The sequence below is a fragment of the Levilinea saccharolytica genome (assembly GCF_001306035.1).
GTDB lineage: Bacteria > Chloroflexota > Anaerolineae > Anaerolineales > Anaerolineaceae > Levilinea > Levilinea saccharolytica.
Window position 1 is genome coordinate 96,080 of sequence record NZ_LGCM01000002.1, and the last position, 26,799, is coordinate 122,878.

Genomic DNA, 26,799 nt, shown 5'->3' on the forward strand with positions numbered 1-26,799 from the left:
AACATGAAAACCGTAACCCTCGCGGCGGCTCAGATGATCAGCCAGGACGGCTGCATCTTGGATAATTTGGCGCGCGCTTCGCACATGGCTGCACTGGCCAAAACTCAGGGCGCAGCGTGCGTGCTGTTTCCGGAATTCATGCCCCAGGGCTACCGGCTGACCCCGGAATTGTGGGACGCGGCAGAATGCTTCGACGGCCCCACCGTGCACTGGCTGGGAGAAACCGCGAGGAATCTGGGTGTTTATGTGGGGACCAGCTTTCTGGAAGCCAAAAACGGACATTTCTTCAACACCTTTGTTCTGGCGGAACCTTCGGGCAAAATCGCCGGCGCGGTGCGCAAACGAAGCCCTTCGATGTGGGAAGCTTACTTCTTCAAAGGGGAACGGGGAAACCCCTATGTGGATACCGATCTGGGGCGGATCGGGGTGGGCATCTGTTTTGACAACCACACCTACGAGGTGGCCAGCGCCATCCAGCAAAGCGGGATTGACCTGATGCTGATGCCGCACTCTTACTGCACCCCCACCCAGACGACCAAAATGACCTCTCAGGCGGACATTGATCAGCTCAACGGCCGCCCTGGTTTGGTGGCGCGCCTGTATAACCAATGGTTTGGCGTGCCGGTGCTGATGTGCAACAAGAGCGGACCTTGGAACTCCCCTGTGCCTGACACCACCCTGGGCGTGCCGCAGGGCTTCCGTTTTTCGGGGCGTTCCACGCTGCTGGACGCGGATGGAACCCTGGCCGCTCAGCTTGGTGACGAAGAAGCCGTCCTGGTGGGAAGTGTGACCCTCGACCCGGCGCTGAAAAAGCAGACCCGCCCGGCCAAGTACAGCCGGTATATCTACCCTGGCTCACCGGGGCGCGAAATTATCCGCCTGATGGAGTGGCGCGGCAGCTTATCCTACCATTTTAGCTCGCTGCGGAAACAGAAAGCCTCAACGGTTCGCATGGAGAATTTTGGATGACACCCCACGACCCCAAGAAAAAGGAAAGTTACTTTGATGGAATCAAACAGGCCGCGCGCTTCATGGCGTTTGCCAACCGCAACGGGCAGGCGCTGAAAGCGCGGGGTCTGGTGGAAACGGCACGCACCACGCTGGCCCTGGCGAACATGGAACTGGCCAAAATGGACTGCCGCCATCATCTGCAGACCCGCCGCATCTGGGAGTTTGATCAGGTGATGGTGTCTTTGACCCAGGGTAAGTGGTTTGCAGCCCGCGCCATGCAGTCGGGCGATAAGGCGGATTGGTCGGATGCGCTGGTGCAGCTCCGGCAGACCAACGCTGAGGCTAAGAGCCTGCACCATGCACTTCTTTCGGGCAGTGAGGAACCTCTGCCGATTTCGGAACGCCCCTTGGCGCAGCGAAACAGCGAAATTCTCTTCGCCGGAGACGTGCCGATTGTACCGCCGGTCAACCCGATCATCCTGCTGCAAGGGTCTGATTTTGAGATGGGCCGCCAATATGCGCGCCAGGTGGTTGAGATTTTTGGAAAATGGGTGTTCGCCCGGCAGGCTGGACGGCCCTTCAGCGAGGCGGAAAAGCTGGAATTGAGCCGGTGGGAAGCGCAAATGCAGCAGCACGCGCCGGAAATGATCGGCTTCTGCCAGGGGTGGGCGGCTGGAGCGGTGGAAGCCGGTGTGCCGATGAGCTATGAAGATGTACTCAATATCTGGACCGGATGCCGGCCCCCGGCGCGGGACTATTTCGGCCTGGACGGCGGTTTACCCGATGATCTTTATCCGCCCGCCTGTTCTGGGCATGCCGCCTGGGGACGCGCTACGCGCGATGGGCGCCTGGTGTGCGGCTCTTCCGGCGACCATGATTGCGGCTATATGGCCACCCTTGTGATTTACCCCGAAAGCGGCTATCCATTTATCTACACCCCCTTTTCCGTCACCGGCGATTTGCCCAAGATTGGGCCGGTGTACATGATGGGACATCCGGGGATGAACAATCAGGGATTGGCGTATGTCCATCACGGCGGGGCGCCCAAGATGATCGAAGCCCCTCAAAGCTGGGGGTACGGCATTCGCCTGGGCACAGCGGTGTTCCACATCCTGCGCTTCGCCCGCTCGGCGGAGGAGGCCCGCCAGATGGAAGCCTCATTCCCGATCGGCGACGTCGGGGATTTCTCCGGCGTGGGGTATCCTGGGGGATTTTGGGCAGATGAGCAGGGTGGGTTTGTCACCGAGAGCCGGCAGGAGCCGGAAATTATCCGCACGGCGGGGCAGATGGGCGAAACCGATTTTCTGCTGGCCAACAACAGCGCCCTCAGCCGCGCGGCAGAAGCGGCGGCATGGCTAAAAGCCCAGCGTCATAATTGGGATTGGGATGAACACGCCGGATGGTACCCCAAGACGCTTTCGTTTGGAACTGGGCTGAGCGCCGTCGGTCAGGAGGCGCAAACCCAAAGCCTGTTTGCTTATATTTACCTGAACAGTTTTGGGCGAAACCGCTACGCATTTGAACAGCTGAACGCCGGACTGGGGCAGATTGACGCGGATTTCATGCGGCGGCTGTACCGCACGGCTGGCAGCCTTCCGGAAGGGGATTGGAAGCACGTCACGCAGCAGTGGCGCAAGACCGGCGCATGGGGCGAATATGCCAGCGGGCACGCCTCGAACGCTCTGGTGGCAGTGATGCAGCCTGAGCGCGGTGAGGGGGGACGCTACGCGCTGTGCGTGGGCACGGCCAAGCGCGGCCTCCCGCCGCATTCACCCACCGGTGCAACGCCGATTTACGGCGAAACCAACGCGTTTTGGGAAGTGCGCCTGGCTTCCAGCCCGTCCGCGTTGACTGCGGCTGCCCGCCAGACCGCGGAGCAGGACGCAGCCGCTGCCCGCGCTCGGTTGGAGAAATTGAATCCGCAGGATGCGGCTGGCGCCCGCCTGCAGGCTCTGCTCGATGCGGCTGAAGCAGATCTTGCTCGGCCTATGCCTGTGGATGGGGAGGCGGCGGATTATGCCAGGGCGGTGCGCGCCTATACCCGCGCGCAGGTACGCGCCCGGCAGATTGTGGATGCATTGGAATAAAAAACAAATCTAAACCAGGAGAATCTCATGATCACCGAAATCATCCAATACAAGCTGAAGGAAGGCGCGGATGAGGCGCAGTTCCTGTTGGAAGCGGAAAAATACTACGCCTACTTCAAGGCCACGTTCAAGGGTTTCATTGACCTGGAGTTTAACAAAGGGGAAAACGGGTGGGTGAACATCATGCACTGGGAGAGCATGGAGGCGGTGCGCGCCTGCGGCGAGGTGCTGCGCAGTGGGCCGCAGGAGATCGCCGGTTATGCTGCGCTGGCCGACCGGGCATCGACCCAATTAACTTTTCTGGAACAGGTCCGTAATTTTCAGGGCTGATCTTGCGCGAGCTACGATCTGACCCTGGGAATCAAAAACCGCCGTGTGGAATTCCACGCGGCGGTTTTGTGTTTTCAGGAAGCGGTGTGCTTTTGGACAAAAGCGCGGATTTCACGCATGGCGTACTTGGCCTCTGGAATGAAATCCGGCATTAAGGGGTAGCAATGGGTCTGTCCCTCGCCCACGATCAGGCGTACTTCCACGCCCGCGGCTTTGGCTTTTTCAGCAAAGCGCAGGCCGTCATCCAGCAGGCCTTCATCCGTGCCCACCGTGATGAACAGCGGGGGCAAACCCTGCAAGCTGCCGTACAAGGGTGAGATGTAGGGGTGGGTGGGGTCGCCGCTGCCCACGTAATACTTGCAGCACCAGGCATTCATATTCTCTGGCTCGACGGAGCCTTTGATCCCGTTAGGCTTGCCGGTCATGGCCAGATCGGTGAGGGGGGAAATGGCTACCCCCGCCGCGGGCAGCCGGAGCCCTTCGCCCTGGGCGGCCAGGTCTTTCAGGGCCAGCAAAGCGGCCAGACACAGACCGCCGCCCGCCGATTCCCCGGCGATGAGGATTTTTGTAGAAGGCTGGATCTGGGTCAGCATCCAGCGGTAGGACGTGAGGGTATCCTCCAATGCCGCTGGGTAGGGGTACTCTGGGGCCAGGCGGTATTCGAACAAGAGCAGTTTCAGCCCGGTGCTGAGGGCCAGTTTGGCGACCAGCGCGCGGTGATCAGAACAGGAACCGGAGATATAGCCTCCGCCGTGGGTGTAGAAAATGACGGCTTCTTCTCGCGGCGCGGCGGGCTGAAGCCACTCGGCGGAGAGATGCGCCGGAAGCCCGGGGATTTTGACAGGCACCACCTCCAGCCCTTTGGGCATGGGGGCTTTGGCTGCACCGGCTTCACAGTAATCTCGCCAGACCGGCACGGAGGTGTTTTCGTCCCAAACGCGAATATTCAATGCATCCAGGGTGCGCAGGTTTCGGCGCATCAACCTTTTGATGAATCGACTTTGTAAACTTTCCATGATTTACGTCCCTTTGGCCTTCTGTAAATAGGCCTGTTTTCTGCGCTCCACTTCTTCGCGCGCCGATTGCAGGATTTCGGCGGTGCTGAACTGGTCAATGGCCGGGTCAAATTCCGCCAGGTTGACGCCGCACGGGCGCACTTCATAACGGCTGCCCACCGCATCGCGGCTGAGGTAGCCCATGTCTACCATCCAGCGGCGCAGCGAAACCCGGTCAATTTCGGCGGCCGCGTTCACCATGTCCAGCCAGGCTTGCAGCGGGTCGTTAAGCTCTTTTTCGGTCAGCGGCCCGGCCGTGCCGATGGACAGGGCGGCGCTTTTGAGTAGAATATGTTGATCGGTCAGGTCTTTGGGAATATTCAGCAGGCCGCGCAGGCAGAGGTGAACCAGACGCTTGGTGAATTGTTCCGCGGTGATATGGATTGTTTCTGACATTGGAGCATCCTTATTCTTGTATGGGTCAGTACGGCAGTATTTCCTTTATTCTAATGCCGTTCCGATTTATCCTCCCCCGCCGTTGGTTTCATCTCTTCCAGGCCATTTGACCCAACCTGAACCTGGCCGATCAGTCAGAATCCCGCAGCGCAGCTCCGGCGGGCTGCTTGTGGGAGGATGTGCGGCGGAGGGCGAGGCGCGCAAACCTGTCCATGTGGCCAGGGGCAGACTCCCACTGGGGTGGGGGAGCGCGGCGGGAAGCCGGAATAAAATGAGAACATGGTGGAGATGACCCACGCCGCCGACCATTTTCATCTTAAAGGATTGTAACCATGAAGCCCAACAAACTGAAACGAACCCTGACGCTGATCGGTACGGCCTTATTTGTCTTGATCTTGGGGTACACCGCTCTGCGGCCTTTCCATTTGCGGTGGGGGGCCAACGCAGAGGATCTGGCGCGCAGCATGCCCGGCGACCTGAGCGGGGCGCGCTGGACGCGCGCGGTGAGCATCGCGGCGGCGCCGGAAGTCATTTGGCCGTGGCTTTTGCAGTTTGGGCAGGGGCGGGGCGGGTGGTACAGCTATGACTGGCTGGAAAACCTGTTGGGGTTTGACATTCACACGGCTGATCAGATTGTGCCCGAATTCCAGAACCCGCACGTGGGCACGCCCATTTGCATGTCGGGCAGTGTGTGCCCCAGCGCGGTGCATGTGATCGAGCCGTACCAGTGGTTTGGATGGCAGGCTGCTGGCGAGGACGGCCGGCCGGTGTGGACCTTCGTGTTTGGGCTGTTTCCTGAAGATGAAACGCTTACCCGCCTGGTGGTGCGGGAAAGTTTTGACCCCACCTTCATGCCCGCGGCGGCAGTGGTCGCCATGGAAATCCCGGATACGGTCATGGAGCTAAAAATGTTGGATACGCTCAAGGCCCGCGCGGAAGGCCGCGCTCCCTCTGCGGCGGTGACGCTCTTGGAAATCCTCAGTTGGTTGACGGCTCTGGGGATTTTCGGGACGGCGGGGGTGCTGTATACCCGGCGCGCCCAGGGGCTGCCCTTCCTGGCGGTGAGCCTGGCCGCGGTGGTTGTGCTGGTGCTGATCAGCTTTCTGTTCCTGCCGCTCTGGCTGCGCGGCCTGCTGGACCTGGGCCTGCTGGCGGGGCTGGTGGTGAGCCTGCGCCGGGCGGCCTGAACGCCCCGCAAAGACGCGGCGCTGCCGCAGAATCCCTGGCCGGTTGACCAGGGGCGGACTCCCCCCAGGGTGAGGGAGGATTCGAAAAGACGAAGGTAAGATGAAACTATGAAACTCACACTGCGTAAATATCAACAAGATGAGGATCACTGGAAGATTCGCGCTTTCCTGCGCGATGTGTTCCTGGCCAACCAGCGCCGCGAGATGAGCTGGCCGCTGTACCGTTGGGATTACTGGCGCTGGCATGTCAACGAGAACATCTTCCGATTCGACCTCTCGGCCGCGATTTTTATGTGGGAAACCAACGAAGGCCGGTTGGCGGCGGTGCTCAACCCGGATGGGCCTGGCGAGGCTTTCTTGCAGGTGCATCCTGAATTTCGCAGTTCTGAGCTGGAAGTGGAGATGATTTCCGCGGCGGAAATCCAATTTGCCACCACGCAGTCTGACGGACGTCAGCGGCTGATCGTGTGGGCACATGAAAACGACCCGGAGCGGCAGGCGCTGCTGCAGCGGCGCGGGTACACGCGCGGCACGTGGCTGCCCGAACATCAGCGCCGCCGCGATCTGCGCGACCCCATTCCTGATTTCCAACCAGCGGAGGGATTCACGATCCGCGCGTTGGGGGATGTGAACGAACACCCGGCGCGCAGTTGGGTATCCTGGAAGGCTTTCCACCCGGATGAACCGGATGAAAAATATCAGGGGCATGATTGGTACGCCAATGTGCAGCGCGCCCCGCTGTACCGGCGAGACCTGGATCTGGTGGCGGCGGCTCCCAATGGTGAATTTGCGGCGTTTTGTACCCTGTGGTTTGACGATGTGACTCGCACGGCTGCTTTTGAGCCGGTAGGCACCCACCCTGATTACCAGCGCAAGGGCCTGGGCAAAGCCCTGATGGCCGAGGGCCTGCGCCGCGTGCGCGGCCTGGGTGCAACGCTCTGCACGGTGGGGTCGTATTCCGAAGCCGCCGGGGCGCTCTATGCGTCTCTGGGATTTACTGCCTATGATTTGTGCGAAGCCTGGGTCAAAGAATGGTAAGATTCCTGCATTGAGGCTCGCATGCGTATTGAACACATCGCCTTCTGGACGAACCAACTGGAAACCCTGGTCTCTTTTTACGAATCCTATTTTAACGCCACCGCTCAACCCAAATACACCAATCCAAAAACCCACTTTGAATCTGTTTTTTTGACATTTGAAAGCGGGGCGCGGATCGAGCTCATGCGTAAACCTGGGCTGGGCGCCCGCCCAACCGAAGCACAGCCGCCAGGGTATGCTCACCTGGCCTTTTCTGTGGGGTCTCGCGAAGGGGTGGAGCGCCTGACTCAGCGGCTGGCTGCCGACGGCCATGCGGTGATTGGGCAGCCGCGCGTGACCGGGGACGGCTACTACGAGAGCCTGATCCTGGATCCGGACGGCAATCGGATTGAAATCACCGTGTAACCGGGGAGATTTATGCGCCGCTTCATCTTCTTTCTGCCCATTCTGATGATCCTGGCTGTCCTTCAGCCGGTTTCCGCCCAAAGCGGCGGCACTACCTTTGCCCCTGGCGCGCATGTGCGCTTTGAACACCTCACCATTGACGACGGCCTTTCACAAAACGCTGGTCTGGCCTTGCTGCAAGACCATCAGGGGTATCTGTGGATTGGCACGCAGGACGGATTGAACCGCTACGACGGTTACACTCTGACCCAATTTAAATATGACCCAGAGGAACCGACCAGCCTCAGCCACAACAGCATCATCGCCTTGTATGAGGACGCGGACGGGTTTTTGTGGGTTGGCACCTGGGGCGGCGGCCTGAACCGTTTTGACCCCGCCTCACAGACCTTCACGCGCTACACCCCAGACCCCGCCAAACCCAACGCGATCAGCAGCGACATTGTGACGGATATCCTCCGCGATGCGCAGGGCGTTTATTGGGCGGCCACTTTTGGCGGGCTGAACCGCTTTGACCCGGCCAGCGGGACGTTCACCCCGTACCGTCACGACCCCAACGACCCCGCCAGCCTGGCGAGCGACACCCTCTCGGTGCTGCTGCCTGGGCCGGACGGCAAGATTTGGGTGGGCAGCGGGGCTTTCAGCACGCCTGGGGCGGGTTTGAGCCTGTTTGACCCGGCCGCGGGCACGGCTCAACGCCTGGAAAAAACGGGCAGCTGCCTGGCTTCACCCAACGTTGCGGATCTTTTGGCCGACCCGGACGGAAGCCTCTGGATCGCGTACGGCGGCTATGGGGTGGCGGGCGGTGGATTAGACCATTACAACCCGCAGACCGGGGCCTGCAAACATTATGACATTACCCCTGCTCCGGGCGGTCAGATCACGGATAACAACCTCACCGATCTGGCCTTTGACCGCGACGGCGCGCTGTGGGCGGCCAGTTGGTCGGGCGGGCTGTGGCGCTTGTCAGCGGATGGGCACCTGACCAGCATCCGTCACAACCCCGCCGATCTGGAAAGCCTGTCCAGCGATAACACTTTCACGGTGCTGCCCGACCGCTCCGGGGTGATCTGGGTGGGCACGCTGAGCGCGGGCATTAATAAGCTCAACCTGGATACTCTGCAATTCCGCACTTACCGCCACGACCCATCCAACCCCAACAGCCTGCCCAGCAACCACACCAGCGCTTTCGCCGAAACCAGCGACGGCATCCTGTGGCTGGGGAGCATTGAAAGCGGCCTGGTGCGCTTTGACCCGGCCAGCGGTGAATTCAGCGCCTTCCGTTCTGACCCGGAGGATCCACAGAGCATCTCCGGGGATATGATCCTCAGCCTGTGGGCGGATGCAGACGACACCCTGTGGGTGGGCACCCTGGGCAGCGGCCTGAACCACTTTAACCCTCGCACGGGTATTTTTACCCATTATCAAAATGACCCTGCCGACCCCCACAGCCTGCTGGAAAACCAGGTGACGCATATCATCCGCGACCGGGCGGGACGGCTGTGGGCGGCGAATTTTTCCGGCCTCTCCCGGTTTGATCCTGCTGCCGGGGGCTTTGTGAACTACCCCTTGCCTGCGCCGCCGGTGTGCCTGGGCCTAGTGGGAGATGAATTGTGGGCAGGCACCTGGGGCGGCGGTCTGTACCGGCTGAACCTTGCGGACCCGGCCAGCCTGGACCCGGCGGCAGCGGTGTTTACCAGCCTGAAACACGACCCGACCAACGCCAACTCGCTCAGCAATGACGGCGTGTGGACCATTCTGCAAACCCCAGACGGCATGGTTTGGCTGGGAACTCAAGCAGGCTTCAACCGCTACGATCCGCAGACAGGGCAGTTTAAGATCTACATGGAGAAGGACGGCCTGCCCAACCCCTCAATCCTGGGCATATTGCGCGATTCGCAGGGCTTTTTGTGGCTGACCACCAATCACGGCGTGGCGCGCTTTGACCCGCAGGCAGAGACCTTTCAGTTGTATGAAAAAAGTGACGGCCTGCAAGGCAACGAATTCAATTCCAACGCCTATTTTCAGAGCCGCAGCGGCGATTTCTACGTGGGAGGCGTTGACGGCTTCAGCGCGTTCGACCCGCTGCGGCTGCAGCGCGACAGCCTGCCACCGCCGGTGGTCATCACCCAGTTCTCGGTCTTCAACACCCCTCAGACGTTTAACCCGCGGGAAAGCATTCGCCTGAACTACGACCAGAATTTCATCTCGTTTGAATTCGCCGCTCTCGACTTCCAGGCTCCGCACAAGAATCAGTATGCCTATAAATTAGAGGGCTTCGATAAGGATTGGGTGCAGGCCGGGACACGCAACTACGCCAGTTACACCAACCTGCCGGGCGGAAATTATTCTTTTCGCGTGCGCGCTGCTAACAGCGACGGTGTGTGGAATGAGACTGGGGTTTCGCTGCCGCTGACGGTCACGCCGCCTTTCTGGCAGACCTGGTTTTTCCGCGTGGGGTTGGCGGTGGGCCTCCTGGCGCTGGTGGCGGCGGGATTTCAATGGCGGGTGCGGGCGGTGCGCGCGCAGAACGCCCAACTGCAAGCAGTGGTGGATGAGCAAAAGCTGGTAGAGGCGAAATTGAGGGAGTCTGAGGCGCGTTTTCGGGCCATGTACGAAAACGCCGCCATCGGCATCAGCCTGATCGCCCCCGATGGGCGCGTGCTGAGCGTGAACCCCGTGCTGGAAAAGTTGGCCGGCCGCAGCGAAGAGGAATTGATGCGATTGGGCGGTCAGGGGATCACCTATCCGGACGACCGCGATATCGGCCGGGTGGAGCTGGGTGAAATCTTGGCCGGGAAGCGCGATTCGTTTCAGGCGGAAAAGCGTTACGTGCATAAGGACGGCCGGGTGCAGTGGATGCGCCAGAGCATCTCGGCTGTGCGGCAGGCGGACGGAAAGCTGTTGTATCTGGTGGTAATCGCCGAGGATATTGACGAGCGAAAACGCGCCGTGGAAGAGCTGCGCCAATCGGAAGCGCGCTTTAAGGCCATCTTTGAAAACTCCGCCGTGGGGATGGGGCTGATGTCGCTGGACCGCATTGTGTTAGATTCCAACCCGGCGATGACGGCGATGGTGGGGTACACGCGGGAAGAATTGGTCGGCAGCAGCCCAGCGATGGTGACGTACCCAGAGGATTTCCCTTCGTCCACCGAAAGTTTTCAAAAGCTGCTGTCCGGTGAGATGACCCATTACGTGGCTGAGCGGCGGTATGTGCGCAAGAACGGCGAGGTATTCTGGACACAGATTTCAATGAGCCTGGTGCGCGATCCGCAGGGCAAGCCGCTGTATCTGGTGGGGCTGCTCAACGATATTGACGCCCAAAAACGGGCGGCTGAGAGGCTGGCCGCGCAGGAAGCCGAACACCGCCGCACCCTGGAACAGCGCATCGCGGAGCGCACGGAGGAACTGAACCTGGCCAATGAACGCCTGCGGGAAAAGGCCGCGCAAGATGCGGTCATTGCCGAGCGCACCCGCCTGGCGCGCGATTTGCACGACGCGGTGACGCAGACCCTGTTCTCCACCACCCTGATCGCCGATGTGCTGCCTGAGATTTGGGCGATGAACCCGGATGAAGGCCGCCGGCGGTTGGAGGAAATTCGCCAGCTGACGCGCGGCGCGCTGGCAGAAATGCGCACGCTGCTGGTGGAACTGCGCCCTAACGCCCTGGTGGAGGTGCCGCTGCCGACGCTGCTGCGGCAGCTGACCGAGGCCCTGTCGGGCCGCTCGCGGATCAACATTCAGCTCAGTGCTATGGGGGAACGCAAGCTGCCTGCGGATGTGCAGGTGGGGCTGTACCGCCTGGCGCAGGAGGCGCTGAACAATGTGGTCAAGCATGCCAAGGCCAGCGAGGCGGTGGTGACTCTGCGGTGCAGCGAGGAAACTGTGCGGCTGATGGTGGCGGATAACGGCGTGGGCTTTGACCCGTCCACGGTGACGGCTGACCACCTGGGCTTGAAGATTATGCGGGAACGCGCCGAGGCGATCGGTGCAAAATTGACCATTTACAGCGAACCCGGTGAGGGGACGCAAATCACCGTTGTGTGGTGATGGATCGACGGGAAACTGAGAACCAATTGAAAAACGACTGCCAAAGGGAAAGGGCTGCTTATGTCTGACATCATCCGCATTATGCTTGTAGACGACCACGCGGTGGTGCGCTCCGGGTTGAGCGCATTTCTGAGTGTGAACCCCGATTTGGAACTGGTGGGGGAGGCTGAAAACGGCGAACAGGCCGTTGTACGCGCGGGGCTGCTGAAACCAGATGTGATCCTGATGGATTTGATGATGCCGGTGATGGATGGGGTGGCGGCGACGGCAGCCATCAAGAAGCAGTATCCCCACATTCAGGTCATCGCCCTGACCAGTTTTCAGGAAGATGAACTGGTGCAGAACGCGCTGCGGGTGGGGGCGATTGGTTATTTGATGAAGAATGTCAGCGCCCGCGAGCTGGCTGCTGCCATCCGCGCGGCCAAAGAAGGCAAGGTGACGCTTTCACCCGAAGCCACCCAGGCCCTGGTTCACTTTAGCCAGCAGCCTCAGGAGGCTGAAATCCTCACCGAGCGCGAGCGCGAAGTGCTCAAGCTGATGGTGGAAGGCCTCAACAACGCTGAAATTGCGGAGCGGTTGGTGGTCAGCCTCTCGACGATCAAATACCACATCAGCAATATCCTGATGAAATTAGGCGTCGATAACCGTGTGGCAGCTGTGACCACGGCGATGAATAAGAAACTGGTGTGATATCAGACGGCTTTGGATGCAAGCAACGGGTTCCTCTGCCGCGAGGGACCCGTTATTTTGCGGGACAGGGCAGAACTACCCATCCGGCCAAGGCCGTACCCAACTCTCGGAGGGGGCAGGAAAAAGGCCAGGGGCCTACACTTAAAGCAGAAAGAGAGATGCGATATGAACCGAATTCTGCTGGCTCACCCACTTCCTACCTTCCGTTCGGCCCTGGCGCTGCTGCTGGAGACCCGCCTGGATGTGCAAATTATCGAGCAGGTGAACAGTATGGAGGGCTTATTGTGCGAAGCTGCGGCTGTTCAGCCCGACTTTGTGATCCTGAGCCAGGAATTGCTGGGTGGGCCGGTGTGCGCGCGGTTGACGGCGCTGCGCCAGCAGGCCCCGTATGTGAAAATATTGGTCGTGTGCGCCCGCCCAGATGCGGACCTGCCGGTGGATTGCACCGACGCCGTTTTTTGCCATACCGACCTGCCTGAAACCATCGTTGCCAGCATGCAGGCGTTGATCCAGTTTTCCAGGTCAAAGGGAATCTGCCAGGGCAGCAGCTCGATCCCGTGAACCCGCGACAGGGGAATGCCGCCGCAGGGTTAAGGACCGCGCCCGCTGGATCAACCGCTTCATGAATCAAAAAACAAAAAACATGACGAAACGGAAAAAACAATGAAACTCACCATCACGAATCTATCCAAACAATACCGCCGCGACTTTTTTGGGCTGAAGGATTTCAGCCTGGAATTGACCCCCGGCATCACGGGTTTGCTCGGCCCCAATGGAGCCGGGAAATCCACCCTGATGCGCATTCTGGCAACAATCAACCAGCCCACCTCGGGCACGGTCTTGTGGAACGATGTGGATATCGTAAAGTCGCCGGATACGCTGCGCGCGGTGCTGGGTTACCTGCCGCAGGATTTTGGGATTTACCCCAATCTGAATGCAGTCGAGTTCCTGGAATATATGGCCGCGATTAAAGGCCTGGACAGCAAAGCCGCCCGGCGCCGCATTGAAGAACTGCTGCAGGTGGTCAACCTGGTGGAAGCGGCCAAACGACCCTTGGGCGGCTATTCGGGCGGGATGAAACAGCGTGTGGGCATCGCCCAGGCCCTGCTCAACGATCCGCAGCTGCTGATTGTGGATGAACCGACCGTCGGCCTGGACCCGGAGGAACGGGTGCGCTTCCGCAACCTGCTCACGGATCTGTCTGGGGACCGCATCATTATCCTGTCCACGCACATCGTCTCGGATGTGGAGGCGGCTGCCTCTGAAATTGTGATGATTAACCGGGGGCGTAAACTTCAGCACGCTGCACCGGAGCAACTTTTGACCCTATTGGACGGCAAAGTCTGGCAGTGGGTGATCTCAGCGGATAAGCTGCCTGAACTCAAACGTGAATATCTTGTCAGCGGGGTGCTGCGCCGTGAAAACGGGATGCAAGTGCGGGTGGTGAGCGAAACTGCGCCCGCGCCTCAGGCAGAATGCGTGGCACCCAGCCTGGAAGATGTGTATCTGCGCGAGGTCAGCCAGGAGGGGGCATCCAAATGAGAAACTTGCACAGCGTGTATCACCTGGCCCGGGCCGATTTTTTGGAACGGACGCGCCGCACCAGTTTCCTGGTGATGGTGGGGCTGGTGCTGTACCTCGGTTATCTGGTCAACATAGGTCAAGTGACCCTGCGGCTGGAAACCTACCGCGGTGTGTTTAACTCGGCCTGGGTGGGCAGCATGATGACCCTGGTGGTCAACTTCCTGCTCGGCTGGTTTGGCTTTTATCTGGTGAAGGGGGCCATCGCCCGCGACTACCAGACCGGGGTGGGTCAGATCATGGCGGCCACCCCGCTCTCACGCCCGCTGTACCTGCTGGGCAAATGGCTGAGCAATATGGCCGTGCTGGATTTGATGGTGTTTGCGCTGATGATCGCCGCTCTGGTGATGCAGCTGATTCAACGCGAGGACGCCGTCATCCACGTGTGGGCGCTGATATCCCCGTTTTTGCTGGTGGCGCTGCCTTTCATGGCCCTGGTGGCGGCGATTGCGGTGCTGTTTGAGTGCATTTCCTGGCTGCGCGGCAGTTTTGGCAACCTGGTGTACTTTTTTGGCTTCATCATGGGCATCGCGCTGGTTGCCATTATGTTTGGCGAAGCCGTGCCGGTGTTGGATTGGCTGGGCTTTGGGGTGTTTAAAACCAGTATGGCGCAGGCGGCCAAAGCCGCCTACCCTGATTACAGCGGCGGCCTGGCTCTGAGCCTGGTTCCAGCCAGCGGCAATATCCAACCGTTTCACTGGGCGGGGGTGACCTGGACGCTGCCGCTGCTTCTGCCGCGCCTGGGGATTTGGGCCCTGGCGCTGGGGCTGACCCTGGCCAGCTCTGTGGTTTTTGACCGATTTTCTCAAGCCGGTATGCCCCGGCGGAAAAAATCCGCATCCCCAGCGGCCGAGGTGCCTGCGACGGCGGCAGCCCCCGCGGCTGCACAAAAAAGCATCAGCCTGACCCGGCTGCCAGCTGCCTCTGCCCGGTTTTCGCTTGGGCGTTTGTTCCTGGCCGAATGGCGCTTGACGGTGCGCGGGATGCCCTGGTGGTGGTATCTGGCCGCGCTGGGGCTGATCGGCGGGTCGCTGGTTCTGCCGCTGGAAAACCTGCGGAGCTGGGTGCTGCCCGCTGCGTTGATCTGGCCGCTGCTGGTGTGGAGCGGGCTGGGCTGCCGTGAGGCGCGTTATGCCACCGGGCAATTCGTTTTTTCTGGGCCGCGGCCGCTGCGGAGCCAACTGCCGGCAGCCTGGTTGGCCGGGATGAGCCTGTCGCTGCTGATGGGCGGCGGCGCGCTGCTGCGCTTTGCTCTGGCCGGGGACTGGACGAGTTTCACCGCTCTGGCGGCCGGGCTGCTGTTCATCCCCTCGCTGGCGCTGGCGCTGGGCGTTTGGACGGGCAGCAGCAAGGCCTTTGAGGTGGTGTACGCTGTCTTTTGGTATCTGGGCGTGCTGAACGATGTGCTGGAGCTGGATTTCACCGGCCTGCACGCTTCGGGCCACTGGCCGATCTACCTTTTCTTGAGTCTGGCCTTGTTCGCCCTTGCCTTTTGGGGGCGAAAGCGGCAGCTTCAACACTGAGTGACCGCATGAACATCCTCTATGCCATTGTCCGCGCTGATTTTCTGGAGCGAGTTCGCCGCTACAGTTTCCTGATGATGCTGGGGCTGGTGGTCTGGCTGGGATACGCCAGCGCCAGCCAGCAGATCATCCTGCGGGTGCCGCCCGATTACGTAGGGGAGATCAACTCCCATTGGGTTGGCGCGCTGATGGCCATGACCGCCACGCTCTTTTTGGGCTGGTTTGGGTTTTACCTGGTCAAAGGCTCGGTGGCGCGCGATTACGAGACCGGCGTGGGGCAGATCATGGCGGCCACACCGCTGACTCGTCCGCTGTACGCCCTGGGTAAGTGGCTGAGCAACCTTGCGGTTCTGGGGGTGATGCTGCTGATTCTGCTGGCTGCCGGGGTCGTCATGAATCTGGCGATGGGCGCGCCCCTGGACCTGTGGGCCATATCTGCCCCGATTTTGCTCATCGCGCTGCCTTGCCTGGCGCTGGTCGCCGCCCTGGCTGTGCTGTTCGATACCATCCCCTGGCTGCGCGGCGGGCTGGGGAATTTGGTTTACTTTTTCGCTTTTATCCTGAGCCTGATCCCCAGCATTGAAGGCGAAACCTACCAGCCTCTGCTGGATTTTACCGGCTTTCGGCTGATCGGCGACCAGATTGCACTGGCTGCGCTGCGCGCCTACCCCGAAAGCCAGGGCGGGTTTGCCTTTTCGTTCACCAGCGGTCTGGTCCCTCGCTATTTCCCGTATCACGGCATCCCCTGGACGGGCGAGATGGTGCTGTGCCGCTTGTTCTTTGTTTTTGCGGCGCTGATGCTCACCCTGCTGGCGGCGGTTTTCTTTGACCGCTTCAGCCCATCTCGCCTCAAACCGCCCAAAAAGCGCAATGCCCCCCAGGTGGAGCCGGAGGCAGCTGTGGAGCGCGCCGCGCGCCCCAACCCCCGCCTGACCCCGCTGAGCGGCGCGCGGGCCGGTTTCCGGTTTGATGCGCTTTTCACCGCCGAGTTGAAATTGTTCTTGAAAGGTCAGCCCTGGTGGTGGTATGCCGCCGCAGGCGGCTTGATCCTGGCTCAGCTGCTGAGCGACCTGGATTCCACCCGGATGCTGCTGGCCGCGGCCTGGGTGTGGCCGATCCTGCGCCTAAGCCAAATGGGCTGCCGGGAGGCGCGCTGCGATATGCGCCAACTCTTGTTCTCGGCCCCGCGGCCGCTGCTCAACCAGCTGCCTGCGTTGTGGCTGGCGGCTATTGCCGTGCTGGCGCTGCTGGGCTCCGGCGCGTTCATCCGCTTTTTGGCTGCGGGTGCATGGGCCAGTCTGCTGCCCTGGCTGGCGGGCGCCATGTTCGTCCCTTCGCTGGCGTTGGCCCTGGGCGTGCTGACCGGTTCCGGGAAACCCTTTGAAGTGATCTATGTGCTGTGGATGTACGGGGTGATGCAGCGGGTGCCCGCCTTTGATTTTGTCGGTACCAGCCCGCAAAGCCCCTGGTATTTTTATGCCCCATTGGCGTTGGGTCTGACGGCTGCGGCCTTCCTCATCCGGCAAATGCAGATGAAAAGCCGCTGAGGCAGACCAGGGATAGACCTATCCACCCGGCCAGTGCTCAACTCCCCCCGCGATGGGGGAGTTTTTTATGGCATTCGGATATAACTGAGGCAGATCAATTGCCACGGATAAGGAAATAATCATGAGAAAGACCGCCAAGTTTACTTTCCTTCTGATGATACTGCTGCTCCTGGCCGGCTGTACGGGACCGAAAAATGTTTCGATGTCACCCGCCGAACCGCAGGGCTGGCTGACTCAGGGTTGGCGCAGCGCCGCGCTGGCGCCGCAGAATTTGGGTTCCACCGCGTTGGCGCAAAGTCTGGAGTCCCTTCTGGCAAAACCCATTCACCTGCATGGCGTGGTGGTGACTCCCAAAGGGGTGTTCGCGGTGGACGCCGATTACCCGCAAGGTTTTCGCTCCAATCGTGCTGGAAAACACGAGAAATCTGCTTTTCAGGTTTCGTATCAGGGCGGCGAGGTGGGGATCACGCTGCGAAGCCTGGACTCCGGCGGGGTTGCGCTGATTTACTCTGGAATTCAATGGCCTTTTTGAAGTAGGCGATGAAAGGGCAAGGAGCTGTTTGAGCGGAAAATACGACAGAGCAGCCCGAATTTTTGGCTGCCCTGTCGTGGTGATCCAAAAAGGTGAGATCAGGCGGCTTCAGCGATCATGCGCTGTTCATCTTCCTCCGCCACGCGGATGCCGCGTTCAATATTCACCCGGCTGAGCAGGAAAATGCCCACGGCAAAGAAAACCACCAGCGAGGCGATGCTCAGGCGGCTTTCGCCCATCAGGGTGGAGACCACGCCGAAGAGGAAAGGCCCGGCAATGTTGGCGAACTTTTCAAAAACGCTGAAGAAGCTGAAAAATTCGGCAGATTTGCTCTTGGGCATCAAGCGCGACATGAGCGAGCGGCTGAGGGCCTGGCTGCCGCCCTGCACGGTGGCGACGGCTGCACCCAGCGTCCAGAACTGCCATTCGTAGCGCAGGAAGTAACCCGCGATGGCAATGACGGTGTAGATGCCGAGGGAGAGGTAGATGGAAGGGCGCACCCCCAGCTTTTTGGAGAGCCATCCAAACAGAATGGCAAAGGGGGCTGCCAGGAACTGTACCATCAGCAGGGTGCCGATGAGGGTGTTTTGAGTGATACCGATCTCGGCCCCATAGGCGGTGGCCATGGTGATGATGGTGCCGATGCCGTTGGCATACACCCAGAAGGCCAGCAGGAAGAAGGACAGGTCGCGGTAGCGGCGGATCTCTTTGAAGGTGTTTCCCAGGCGGCTGAAGGCGGCCTGGATGGGGCTAAAGCCCTCTTCTCCGCGGATGATGCGCCGCTCCGGCTCGGAGACGCGGCGCAGCAGCGGGAAGGTGAACACCAACCACCACACGGCGACGGTGACAAAGGACAGGCGCGTCATCAGCTGGGTGATTTCGCCCTCTTGCTCGGCGGGGAAGAAGCTGGGGACGAAGAGGATCATGGCCAGGTTGATCGCCAAGAGGATGCCGCCGCCGATGTAACCCATGGCGTAGCCGCGGGAGGAGACTTTGTCAATCTCATCGGGTCTGGCCACATGCGGCAGGAGGGCATCGTAATACACCAGGCTGCCGGCGAAGCCGATGTTGCCGAACAGGAAGAAGAGGGAAGCCAGCAGCCAATCGCCGGTGCGTACGAAGTAGAGCAGGGCGGTGCTGGTGACACCGATGAGCATGAAGATGGTCAGGAAACGCTTTTTTGAACCGCGGAAGTCGGCCATGGCCCCCAGGACGGGGCTGATGAGGGCGGCGATCAGAGCTGAGATGGAGGTGGTGAAGCCCCAATAGGCGGTGGCCATGTGGGGTGGGAGGTTTCCGGCGGCCACTGTGGCGTAGTAAACGGGCAGAACCGCCGCCATGATGGTGGTGGCAAAGGCTGAATTGGCCCAGTCGTACATCACCCAGGCCTGAATAGCGCGCTTATGCAATTGTTCTTCCATACCGATCTGCTCCATAAAACCAGGATAAATGACTCTGTGTTGATTATACAGGCAGGGTTGAAAAACAAGTTGAAAACGGCGCGGGGTTTTGCCCGGCAGGGTTTGACGCCGCTCTGAGGCGGCGCGGGCGGAGTGGTATAATAACCGTTTGCGTCGTGTCGGCATTGCATGATTGGATGGGACAGCAGAGTCCCATTATAAAACATTTGTGCTATAATCGTTTTACCTTAATGAACGAGGTTCCCCATGTCTCAAAATGTGATTCGCGTGGTTGGCGCGCGCCAACATAATTTGAAGAATATCACCGTCGAGATCCCTCGCGATAAGCTGGTGGTGATCACGGGTCTTTCGGGTTCCGGCAAATCTTCTCTGGCGTTCGATACGATTTTCGCAGAAGGGCAGCGCCGCTACGTGGAATCGCTGTCGGCGTATGCGCGGCAGTTTTTGGGACAGATGGATAAACCCGACGTGGATTACATTGACGGGCTGTCCCCGGCGGTATCCATCGATCAGAAATCCACCAGCCACAATCCGCGTTCCACGGTGGGCACGGTGACCGAGATTTACGATTACATGCGCCTGCTTTTCGCACGGGTGGGCATTCCGCATTGCCCTGTGTGCGGGCGTGAGGTGGCGCGGCAGAGCGCGCAGGAAATTGTGGACACCCTGGAAAACCTGCCGGAAGGCAGCCGTCTGCTGATCCTGGCGCCGATTGTGCGCGGACGCAAGGGGACGTATCAGGCGGTGTTGGATGAAATCCGCAAAGCCGGTTTTGTGCGCGTGCGGGTGGATGGGCAGGTGTTCAGCCTGGATGATGAAATTAAGTTAGACCGCTACAAGCAGCACACCATTGAGGCGGTGGTGGATCGCCTGGTGCTGACCAAGGCCGATGAGGAAGAGGAAGCCCGTTCCATGCGCTCGCGCCTGACCGACTCGGTGGAAACCGCCCTGAAGGTGGGTGAGGGCTATTTGACGGTGGAAAACCTCTCGGCTGAACCCAGCCAGGATTTACTGTTTTCGGAGTTCCTGGCCTGCCCGGAACACGGCATCAGTCTGCCGGAGATTGAGCCGCGCACGTTTTCGTTTAACACGCCCCACGGCGCGTGCCCGGAGTGTCAGGGGCTGGGCAGCAAGCTGGAAATCAACCCCGACCTGCTGATTCCGGATACAGACCGTTCCCTGAACGACGGCGCGATTGTGGCGATGGAGTGGAGCAACGCGCGCGACAATTCGACCTATTACTGGCAGATGCTGGAGGCTGTGTCGGAGTCGTTTCAGATTGATCTGGACCGGCCGGTGCGGGAGCTTTCACCAGAACAGCTGGATTTGGTGCTGTACGGGACCAAAGGGCGCGAAGTGACGGTGCATTATCAGCGCAACGACCGGCAGGCCACCTTCCAAACCGCTTTTGAGGGTGTGATCCCCAACCTGGAGCGGCGCTACCGTGAAACCCAGTCGGAATTCATCCGCAGCAAGATTACAGAGTTTATGAGCGACCGGCCCTGCCCCTCGTGCCAGGGGAAACGGCTGCGCCCTGAGGCGCTGGCGGTGACGGTGGACGGGCAGAACATCATTGATGTAACCGATTGGCCGGTGAACCGTACCCTGGCATGGACGAAGCGTCTGATCCACGAAGGGGTGCTTTCGAACCGCGATCAGATGATCGCCGAACGCATTCTGAAAGAGATTGTAGACCGGCTGGGTTTTTTGGTGGATGTGGGCCTGGACTATTTGACCCTGCGGCGCTCGGCCAGCTCGCTTTCGGGCGGAGAGGCGCAGCGCATCCGGCTGGCGACGCAGATTGGGTCGCGGCTGATGGGGGTGCTGTATGTGCTGGATGAGCCGTCTATCGGCCTGCACCCGCGCGATAATGACCGCCTGCTGGCCACCCTCAAGCACCTGCGCGATTTGGGCAACACCGTGCTGGTGGTGGAGCACGATGAAGAGACCATCCGCACCGCGGATTGGATTGTGGATCTGGGGCCGGGGGCGGGCGTTCACGGGGGGTGGGTGATCGCCGAGGGGCAGTTGGAGGATATTCTTAAATCGGAAAAGTCGCTGACCGGGGCCTATCTTTCACAGCGGGTGAGCGTACCGCTGCCCGCGGAGCGGCGCACCGGCAACGGCAAGCACCTGCGCATTGTGGGCGCTTCGGCCAACAATCTTAAAAACATCAGCGTGGATATCCCCCTGGGGAAACTGGTGTGCATCACGGGGGTATCGGGTTCGGGCAAGTCCACTTTGATGGTGGACATCCTTTACGCCATCCTGGCGCGGGATTTGAACCGGGCGCACACCCAGCCGGGGGCGTATGAGCGCATTGAGGGGCTGGAACACCTGGACAAGGTGATCAACATTGACCAGTCGCCCATCGGGCGCACACCGCGCTCGAACCCCGGCACTTACACGGGGCTGTTCGATGAGGTGCGCCAATTGTTCGCGGAGATGCCCGAAAGCAAGATGCGCGGGTATAAACCGGGGAGATTCTCGTTCAACGTGCACGGCGGGCGCTGTGAGGCCTGTCAGGGGCAGGGACAGCTGCGCATTGAGATGCAGTTCCTGCCGGATGTGTATGTGCCTTGCGATGTGTGCCACGGGGCGCGCTTTAACCGTGAGACCCTGCAGGTGCGTTTTAAGGATCACTCCATTGCAGATGTGATGGATTTGACGGTGGAAGCAGGGATGGAGCTGTTTGCTGCCTTCCCGTCCATCTTGAATAAGCTGCGCCTGCTGTATGAAGTTGGGCTGGGCTATGTGCGCATCGGACAGCCGGGGACCACGCTTTCGGGCGGCGAGGCGCAGCGTGTGAAGCTGGCCAAAGAGCTTTCGCGGCGCGCCACAGGCCGCACACTATATGTGCTGGATGAGCCTTCGGTGGGCCTGCACGCGGCGGATGTGCATAAGCTGATTGAGGTGCTTCAGCGCCTGGTGGATGCGGGAAATTCGGTGTTGATTATTGAACACAATCTGGATATTATCAAGGTAGCCGATCATGTGATTGACCTGGGGCCGGAAGGCGGAGACCGCGGCGGGCGGGTGATCGCAGAAGGGACACCGGAAGAGATTGCGCAGACGGCTGAATCCTACACAGGGCAGTTCCTGGCGAATTACTTTAGCAGCAGTCGTTCTGATGCGAGACTCGCGTAATCGGAAAAACTCAGGTAAAATCAAACCTGTTGTCCTATTCTCAACCTCAAGTATGCGTCAGGGCTCTGGTGACCTGGCAACGATTTGAGGCATAGCAAACAGGAAACCCTATGAGTGGAAAAAATTCTCCCCAAAGCGTGATTGACGCTTACCACCGCCGCCAGCAGATGATGCCGTTCTTAATTGGCGGCCTGGCGGTGCTTTTGGTTGCAGTGGGGATCATTGTTCTGGTGGTGTGGCTGACGGGCGGGAACGGCCCGAGCATTTCCCTTTTTGCCAGCGATACCCCAACCCCCACGAACACAGCGACAGTTACGCCCATTACCCCCACCGTCACCCCGACCGCAACGGCGACTGAAACCATGACGCCGACGGTGACGGAAACTGTGACCCCCTCGGGACCGGTTGAGTACACGGTCAAAGAGAATGATACGTGCTGGGACATTGCGGTCAATAACAAAGTGGACCTGCTGGTGTTGTTGGCGATCAACAACTTCGGCTCGGGCTGCCCGATTAAACCCGGAGACAAGATTTTGATCCCAGCGCCCGGTCAGGAGCTGCCCACAGAAACCCCAGTCCCCTTGGACCTGCCGCGCGGCACCAAGGTGGAGTATACGATCAAACTGGGAGAAACGTTGGATCAAGTGGCTTCGCGCTTCAACAGCACGGTGGAAGAGATTATCAAAGCCACCAACGACTACAATCGCAAGAACAACCTCGATTTGCTCGAGGACCAAAACAAAATTTTTGCGGGCCAACTGGTGATTGTGCCAGTAAACATCGCAACGCCGACCGCGACACGGGCAGCCACCAGCACCCCGGCGACCACCGGCACGCCCGCCCCGCCGACTGCGACACTCACGGCGACGAAACAACCGTAAACTTGGCAACAGGGTTCCAAAAAGATCCCGTTTTTCAACTGGAGAACGGGATCTTTTTCTTCAAATACGGCGGCGATGCCGACGGTGACATCCGGCGGATCGCGGCGATCCACGACAGGAGAACGGTTTGATTGAAGCAGGCAAAGTCCTCCGCACGAAGCTGATCCCCTGGGGGCTGTGGGCGGCGTTTGGGTTTTTGATCCTGGGGGGATTGGGCAGCCGCCTGGAAGGGTGGGGAGCTGTACTGCCGCCTGCTCTGGCCGGGGCGGTACGCACCGCTGAAAATCTGACGGCGGTATTCCTGGGCATCTTCATTGAGGCGGCCCCATTTTTGCTGCTGGGCACCTTGGCTTCTGGCCTGGTGGAGGTGTTTGTGGACCGGGCGGCGATGGCCAAGCTGCTGCCGCGCAGCGGGTGGGGGGCGGCCCTGGGGGGCAGCCTATTGGGGTTGTTCTTCCCGGTGTGCGAATGTGGGGTGGTGCCTTTGACCCGGCGTCTGTTTCAAAAAGGGCTGCCGCTGCCGATGGGGGTGGCTTTTTTGCTGGCGGCTCCGGTGATTAACCCCATTGTGATGGCCAGCACCCTGGCGGCTTTTGGCCCTGGGCTGGTTTTCTGGGGGCGGTTGGGCCTGACCTTTCTCATTGCCAGTCTGACCGGGCTGATTTTCTCACGCGCAGGGGATATGGGGGAACAGCTATTGCCCGCGGCACAGCCGATGAGTTTGAATTTGAGCCTGGAGCCGCAAGAATCATCCCCCGTGGAGCCTCTTCTGGGGGCCAAGATCCAGCGCATGCTGATCATCGCTGTGGATGAGTTCTTCGAGATGGGGCGTTATCTGGTGGTGGGGGTGTTTTTGGCGGCGGCCATGCAGACTCTGGTGCCGCGCTCGGCGCTGCTGGGCGTTTCTCAGGGGCAGTTGGTGTCGGTGGTGGTAATGGTGGCGCTGGCGGTGCTGCTTTCCATCTGTTCCACGGTGGACGCTTTCATCGCCCTGGCTTTTGCTTCTACGTTTACCTCTGGTTCGGTGCTGGCGTTTCTGGTATTTGGCCCGATGGTGGACATCAAAAGCACGCTGATGTTCCTGCGCGTCTTCCGCAAGCGCACGGTGGCGTATCTGATCCTGCTGCCGCTGCTGATGACTCTTTTGGCTGGCACAATTTTCAACCTGTGGGCGGGCGGGTAGGAGAGACCGATGAGCGATCACCGTTACGCGATGTTTCAGGGGCTGATCACGGCAGGGCTGGGATTTTGGCTGCTGCTGCGGGTTTGGGATGGGACCATCCTGTTTTATATCAACCAGCGCTTTGTGCTCCTGGTGCTGCTGGCAGCTTTGGGATTGCTGCTGCTGGCGCAGATGGTGTTTCGCCAGCTGGCGCAGCGGCGGCAAAGCCTGTTGACAGGCGAGGTGCAGCCGCCCCATGCCCACTCGGGAGCCGAGGAGCATGATCACACGCATGACCACGATCACGACCACGGCACGCGTCAGGCCAGTCATTTGATGTGGGTTGCGCTGCCTTTGGTGCTGGGTTTGCTTTTCTCACCCAAACCGCTGGACGCCAGCGCGGTGGCCAACCGCGGGATCAGCACCAACGCGGCGGTCAGCCGCACGGCTGCGGGAGGAATGGTCTTGGGGATTCCGCCGGAAGAGCGCACGGTGTTGGATTGGCTGTATGCGGCTGAGGACAGCCCTAACCCGGCTGAGCTGGACGGCCTGCCGGCGGTGGTGACGGGGTTTGTGGTGCGCGAAGCGGGCATGCCCGCGGATCAATTTTTGATCGGGCGCTTCACCATCACCTGCTGTGTGGCCGATTCGGCGGCTCTTGGCTTGCCGGTGATTTGGCCGGAGGCTGAGAAACTGGCTGATCAAGGCTGGGTGCAGGTACGCGGTACGGTGAAGATGGTGCAGGAGGGCGGTCGATGGCAGGTGCAGATTGCGGCGGAGCAGGTGGAGGAGGCACCGCAGCCTGAACAACCGTATTTGTTCCCATGAGTGCGCGCATGAAATCGTTTGATCGGCTGGTGATCACCATCCTGGCGGGTCTGGCAGCCGCGCTGTTGGGGGTGATGCTGATCGGCAGTCTGCGGGGGGCGCGCCTGCCGGAATTGGCCGCGGCGGAGGTGGGCAGCCGCGGGCCGCTGGAACTGATCTACGCAGGGGATACGGCTTTGACAGGGGTTGAGGCGTATGTGCGCCTGGAACCGGAGACGGCGGTGCGCACCCAATGGCAAGGATCTACCCTGCAAATCTGGCCTGAAAAGGCGTTAGCGGCGGGAGAAAATTACACGCTGATCCTGGCGGCAGGCGCCCCTGGCCCCAACGGACAGGTCACCCGCCGTGAGGGGCGCTGGGAAGTGAAGGTGCGGCCTGCGCAGGTGGTGTATCTGCATCCGGCCCAATCCCCAGATTTGTGGAGGGCCGCTTTGGACGGCAGCCCGGCGCAGCCCCTGACGCAGAGCGGCGGCAAGGTGTTTGATTTTGGCGTCAGTCCCAGCGGCCGCTGGGTGGCGGTGTCCATTCGCAACGATACCGCCGGGGTGGATTTGTGGCGGGTGAGCCGTGAGGGGGGCGAAAGTGAACTACTGGTGAACTGCGGCAAGGAGATGTGCACCAACCCGGCCTGGTCGCCGGATGAGCGCCAGCTGGCATACAGCCGCCGGAGGGTAAGCAGCACCACCGGTCAGCCGGGCCTGCCGCGCATTGAGCTTTTGGATCTGGCCAGCGGGCAGGCTGCGCCGCTGTATGCTGACCCCGAGGTGAGCGGTTTTGAGCCGGTCTGGTCGCCGGACGGACAGCGCCTGGCCTTCTTTGACGGTGTGGCGGGAGCCATCCGCATGGTCAGCCTGAGCGGAGGCGGGGAAGATCTGCTGCTGCCCTCGGAGATGGGCATGGTGGGCAGCTGGTCGCCGGATGGGCGGCGCATGGCCTACCTGGATATGCAGCTGACCAGCGCTGCGCCGTTGGTGACGCTGTATGAAGCCAATTTGGAAAGCGGTGAGGTGCGGCCTTTCCCGCTGAAAGGTGATTTCAGCCTGACCGAATTTGCGCAACCGGAATGGTCGCCGGACGGTGAATGGCTGTTAGCAGGTCTGCGCAGCCTGGATGGGCCGGTGAGCAAGCAGCTGTGGCTGATCCGCGCGGACGGCAGCGAGGCGCGGGCTTTGACGGATGATTTCACGCAGACGCACGCAGCCTACCGCTGGTCGCCGCAGGGCGAGGCGCTGGTTTACCAACAACTTTCTTTGGGCGCATCCGCTTACCGGCCGGAAGTGTGGGTGCGGCAGGGGGACGGGCAATTCCTGCGTGTAGCTGAAGACGCAGCTTTGCCGAACTGGCTGCCTTAGGGCGTGGGGGTTCCTGGGGTGTTCGTGGGGCGGCGGGTGGGGGTGCGCGTCTTCTCTACTACCTTGACGTTTAAGTACACATCAAAGAAGTTGACCCCATCTGCGTTGGAAAGCACCCAAATGGTGGTGAAGTCGCCCGCGTAACCGGGGGCGATCATATCCACTACAATGCGCGCCTCTTCCCCTGGGGGGACATCTTTGGGGAGGAAATAGGCGGCGCGCTCGCCCAGGGCGGCCCCGCTGAAGTAGCGCAGGGCGTAGCGCTTATCCCAGGTGGTTTTGCCCGTGTTGCGCAGCACCCAAACCGCGTCAAATTTGCGTTTCAGCCCCACCTCGCTGCCGTCTTCGGGCGACTGCGAGACAAATTCCGCCTTATCATCCACCTGAGGGACGGCGGTGGGCAGGTCAGGTGGGGTGGGCGAGGCTTCTGCCGGGGGTTCGGGCGTGTTGGAGGGGGCTGGCGTGGGGGTATCGGGGGCGGCATCGGCGGTCTGGCTGAGCTGCGCCTGGTAGGTCTGCACGGCGGCGGTGAGCAGGGGGCTGGGGTCGGGGGTGGCGGCAGGGGCGCAGGCGGCCAGCGCGGCCAGCAGGATCAGGGAGGTGATCGAGAGCAGAAGAGATCGAGTTTTTCTCATGAGA

At 60.6% G+C, this 26,799-nt stretch carries 22 protein-coding genes; 18 read left to right on the top strand and 4 right to left on the bottom strand.

What is annotated here, in order from left to right:
• Nucleotides 1-3: 3 nt before the first annotated feature.
• The 3 genes from ADN01_RS00485 to ADN01_RS00495 are packed head-to-tail and all read left to right on the top strand — an operon-like array spanning nt 4 to nt 3,368.
• Nucleotides 4-969: a carbon-nitrogen hydrolase family protein gene (locus ADN01_RS00485; RefSeq protein WP_160318343.1), complete on the top strand. Its 966-nt coding sequence runs from the start codon at nt 4-6 to the stop codon at nt 967-969.
• Entirely contained in the window at nt 966-3,038 is a 2,073-nt protein-coding gene (locus ADN01_RS00490) for a C45 family peptidase (protein WP_062418015.1), read from the top strand. The genes ADN01_RS00485 and ADN01_RS00490 overlap by 4 nt, the downstream gene beginning before the upstream one ends.
• A 27-nt stretch (nt 3,039-3,065) precedes the next feature.
• Nucleotides 3,066-3,368, top strand: coding sequence for an antibiotic biosynthesis monooxygenase family protein (locus tag ADN01_RS00495; protein ID WP_062418016.1), 303 nt, complete (start codon nt 3,066-3,068; stop codon nt 3,366-3,368).
• Between the two features lie 74 nt (nt 3,369-3,442).
• Here the strand turns inward: ADN01_RS00495 and ADN01_RS00500 are convergent, their stop codons facing one another.
• Entirely contained in the window at nt 3,443-4,348 is a 906-nt protein-coding gene (locus tag ADN01_RS00500; RefSeq protein ID WP_062418017.1) for an alpha/beta hydrolase, read from the bottom strand.
• 39 nt (nt 4,349-4,387) lie between these two features.
• Nucleotides 4,388-4,819: a DUF2087 domain-containing protein gene (locus ADN01_RS00505; protein WP_062418018.1), complete on the bottom strand. Its 432-nt coding sequence runs from the start codon at nt 4,817-4,819 to the stop codon at nt 4,388-4,390.
• Nucleotides 4,820-5,151: 332 nt separating this feature from the next.
• Here ADN01_RS00505 and ADN01_RS00510 point away from each other — a divergent pair, with 332 nt between their 5' ends.
• The 10 genes from ADN01_RS00510 (at nt 5,152) to ADN01_RS00555 (ending at nt 17,369) form a co-directional block, all read left to right on the top strand.
• On the top strand, nt 5,152-6,006 hold the full coding sequence (locus ADN01_RS00510) for a hypothetical protein (protein WP_062418019.1): 855 nt from the start codon (nt 5,152-5,154) through the stop codon (nt 6,004-6,006).
• 108 nt (nt 6,007-6,114) lie between these two features.
• The gene (locus ADN01_RS00515) at nt 6,115-7,044 is read left to right on the top strand and encodes a GNAT family N-acetyltransferase (RefSeq protein ID WP_062418020.1); all 930 of its coding nucleotides are present in this window, start codon (nt 6,115-6,117) and stop codon (nt 7,042-7,044) included.
• A gap of 21 nt (nt 7,045-7,065) precedes the next feature.
• Nucleotides 7,066-7,449 carry a VOC family protein gene (locus tag ADN01_RS00520; RefSeq protein WP_062418021.1) on the top strand — a complete coding sequence of 128 codons (384 nt, stop codon included), beginning with the start codon at nt 7,066-7,068 and terminating at the stop codon, nt 7,447-7,449.
• A gap of 12 nt (nt 7,450-7,461) precedes the next feature.
• Nucleotides 7,462-11,496 (top strand): sensor histidine kinase, encoded by a 4,035-nt coding sequence (locus ADN01_RS00525; protein ID WP_062418022.1) that lies wholly within the window; start codon nt 7,462-7,464, stop codon nt 11,494-11,496.
• Nucleotides 11,497-11,556: 60 nt separating this feature from the next.
• Nucleotides 11,557-12,186: a response regulator gene (locus ADN01_RS00530; protein WP_062418023.1), complete on the top strand. Its 630-nt coding sequence runs from the start codon at nt 11,557-11,559 to the stop codon at nt 12,184-12,186.
• 165 nt (nt 12,187-12,351) lie between these two features.
• Nucleotides 12,352-12,747: a helix-turn-helix domain-containing protein gene (locus tag ADN01_RS00535; RefSeq protein ID WP_062418024.1), complete on the top strand. Its 396-nt coding sequence runs from the start codon at nt 12,352-12,354 to the stop codon at nt 12,745-12,747.
• A gap of 102 nt (nt 12,748-12,849) precedes the next feature.
• Entirely contained in the window at nt 12,850-13,728 is an 879-nt protein-coding gene (locus ADN01_RS00540; protein ID WP_062418025.1) for an ABC transporter ATP-binding protein, read from the top strand.
• Nucleotides 13,725-15,290: an ABC transporter permease gene (locus ADN01_RS00545; protein ID WP_062418026.1), complete on the top strand. Its 1,566-nt coding sequence runs from the start codon at nt 13,725-13,727 to the stop codon at nt 15,288-15,290. The genes ADN01_RS00540 and ADN01_RS00545 overlap by 4 nt, the downstream gene beginning before the upstream one ends.
• An 8-nt stretch (nt 15,291-15,298) precedes the next feature.
• Entirely contained in the window at nt 15,299-16,837 is a 1,539-nt protein-coding gene (locus tag ADN01_RS00550) for an ABC transporter permease subunit (protein WP_062418027.1), read from the top strand.
• 202 nt (nt 16,838-17,039) lie between these two features.
• The gene (locus ADN01_RS00555; RefSeq protein ID WP_147239023.1) at nt 17,040-17,369 is read left to right on the top strand and encodes a hypothetical protein; all 330 of its coding nucleotides are present in this window, start codon (nt 17,040-17,042) and stop codon (nt 17,367-17,369) included.
• Nucleotides 17,370-17,467: 98 nt separating this feature from the next.
• Here ADN01_RS00555 and ADN01_RS00560 read toward each other — a convergent pair whose 3' ends face one another.
• Nucleotides 17,468-18,790: an MFS transporter gene (locus tag ADN01_RS00560; protein WP_062418029.1), complete on the bottom strand. Its 1,323-nt coding sequence runs from the start codon at nt 18,788-18,790 to the stop codon at nt 17,468-17,470.
• Nucleotides 18,791-19,036: 246 nt separating this feature from the next.
• Between ADN01_RS00560 and uvrA the strand changes: the two genes are divergently transcribed.
• From uvrA to ADN01_RS00585, 5 genes are all read left to right on the top strand, one after another.
• Nucleotides 19,037-21,937, top strand: coding sequence for an excinuclease ABC subunit UvrA (uvrA, locus tag ADN01_RS00565; protein WP_075070830.1), 2,901 nt, complete (start codon nt 19,037-19,039; stop codon nt 21,935-21,937).
• A 110-nt stretch (nt 21,938-22,047) separates the two neighbouring features.
• A complete protein-coding gene (locus ADN01_RS00570; protein WP_062418030.1) occupies nt 22,048-22,818 on the top strand; it encodes a LysM peptidoglycan-binding domain-containing protein in 771 nt (256 codons plus the stop codon).
• A gap of 127 nt (nt 22,819-22,945) precedes the next feature.
• Nucleotides 22,946-24,001 (top strand): permease, encoded by a 1,056-nt coding sequence (locus tag ADN01_RS00575; RefSeq protein WP_062418031.1) that lies wholly within the window; start codon nt 22,946-22,948, stop codon nt 23,999-24,001.
• Nucleotides 24,002-24,010: 9 nt separating this feature from the next.
• Nucleotides 24,011-24,808, top strand: a complete 798-nt coding sequence (locus tag ADN01_RS00580; RefSeq protein WP_062418032.1) for a TIGR03943 family putative permease subunit — start codon at nt 24,011-24,013, stop codon at nt 24,806-24,808.
• 8 nt (nt 24,809-24,816) lie between these two features.
• Nucleotides 24,817-26,160 (top strand): TolB family protein, encoded by a 1,344-nt coding sequence (locus ADN01_RS00585; RefSeq protein WP_147239024.1) that lies wholly within the window; start codon nt 24,817-24,819, stop codon nt 26,158-26,160.
• Here ADN01_RS00585 and ADN01_RS20165 read toward each other — a convergent pair.
• Nucleotides 26,157-26,795 (bottom strand): NBR1-Ig-like domain-containing protein, encoded by a 639-nt coding sequence (locus tag ADN01_RS20165; RefSeq protein ID WP_152973989.1) that lies wholly within the window; start codon nt 26,793-26,795, stop codon nt 26,157-26,159. The two genes, ADN01_RS00585 and ADN01_RS20165, sit on opposite strands and share 4 nt — an antisense overlap.
• Between the last annotated feature and the right edge of the window lie 4 nt (nt 26,796-26,799).

What these genes read in the sequence shown, in the direction of transcription:
- ADN01_RS00490 (WP_062418015.1), top strand. Translation starts at nt 966, where the DNA reads ATGACACCCCACGACCCCAAGAAAAAGGAAAGTTACTTTGATGGAATC.
- ADN01_RS00545 (WP_062418026.1), top strand. Translation starts at nt 13,725, where the DNA reads ATGAGAAACTTGCACAGCGTGTATCACCTGGCCCGGGCCGATTTTTTG.
- ADN01_RS00510 (WP_062418019.1), top strand. Translation starts at nt 5,152, where the DNA reads ATGAAGCCCAACAAACTGAAACGAACCCTGACGCTGATCGGTACGGCC.
- ADN01_RS00530 (WP_062418023.1), top strand. Translation starts at nt 11,557, where the DNA reads ATGTCTGACATCATCCGCATTATGCTTGTAGACGACCACGCGGTGGTG.
- ADN01_RS00525 (WP_062418022.1), top strand. Translation starts at nt 7,462, where the DNA reads ATGCGCCGCTTCATCTTCTTTCTGCCCATTCTGATGATCCTGGCTGTC.
- ADN01_RS00520 (WP_062418021.1), top strand. Translation starts at nt 7,066, where the DNA reads ATGCGTATTGAACACATCGCCTTCTGGACGAACCAACTGGAAACCCTG.
- ADN01_RS00555 (WP_147239023.1), top strand. Translation starts at nt 17,040, where the DNA reads ATGTCACCCGCCGAACCGCAGGGCTGGCTGACTCAGGGTTGGCGCAGC.
- ADN01_RS00540 (WP_062418025.1), top strand. Translation starts at nt 12,850, where the DNA reads ATGAAACTCACCATCACGAATCTATCCAAACAATACCGCCGCGACTTT.
- ADN01_RS00550 (WP_062418027.1), top strand. Translation starts at nt 15,299, where the DNA reads ATGAACATCCTCTATGCCATTGTCCGCGCTGATTTTCTGGAGCGAGTT.
- uvrA (WP_075070830.1), top strand. Translation starts at nt 19,037, where the DNA reads ATGTCTCAAAATGTGATTCGCGTGGTTGGCGCGCGCCAACATAATTTG.
- ADN01_RS00570 (WP_062418030.1), top strand. Translation starts at nt 22,048, where the DNA reads ATGAGTGGAAAAAATTCTCCCCAAAGCGTGATTGACGCTTACCACCGC.
- ADN01_RS00505 (WP_062418018.1), bottom strand. Translation starts at nt 4,819, where the DNA reads ATGTCAGAAACAATCCATATCACCGCGGAACAATTCACCAAGCGTCTG.
- ADN01_RS00515 (WP_062418020.1), top strand. Translation starts at nt 6,115, where the DNA reads ATGAAACTCACACTGCGTAAATATCAACAAGATGAGGATCACTGGAAG.
- ADN01_RS00535 (WP_062418024.1), top strand. Translation starts at nt 12,352, where the DNA reads ATGAACCGAATTCTGCTGGCTCACCCACTTCCTACCTTCCGTTCGGCC.
- ADN01_RS00580 (WP_062418032.1), top strand. Translation starts at nt 24,011, where the DNA reads ATGAGCGATCACCGTTACGCGATGTTTCAGGGGCTGATCACGGCAGGG.
- ADN01_RS00585 (WP_147239024.1), top strand. Translation starts at nt 24,817, where the DNA reads ATGAAATCGTTTGATCGGCTGGTGATCACCATCCTGGCGGGTCTGGCA.
- ADN01_RS20165 (WP_152973989.1), bottom strand. Translation starts at nt 26,795, where the DNA reads ATGAGAAAAACTCGATCTCTTCTGCTCTCGATCACCTCCCTGATCCTG.
- ADN01_RS00485 (WP_160318343.1), top strand. Translation starts at nt 4, where the DNA reads ATGAAAACCGTAACCCTCGCGGCGGCTCAGATGATCAGCCAGGACGGC.
- ADN01_RS00500 (WP_062418017.1), bottom strand. Translation starts at nt 4,348, where the DNA reads ATGCGCCGAAACCTGCGCACCCTGGATGCATTGAATATTCGCGTTTGG.
- ADN01_RS00495 (WP_062418016.1), top strand. Translation starts at nt 3,066, where the DNA reads ATGATCACCGAAATCATCCAATACAAGCTGAAGGAAGGCGCGGATGAG.
- ADN01_RS00560 (WP_062418029.1), bottom strand. Translation starts at nt 18,790, where the DNA reads ATGGAAGAACAATTGCATAAGCGCGCTATTCAGGCCTGGGTGATGTAC.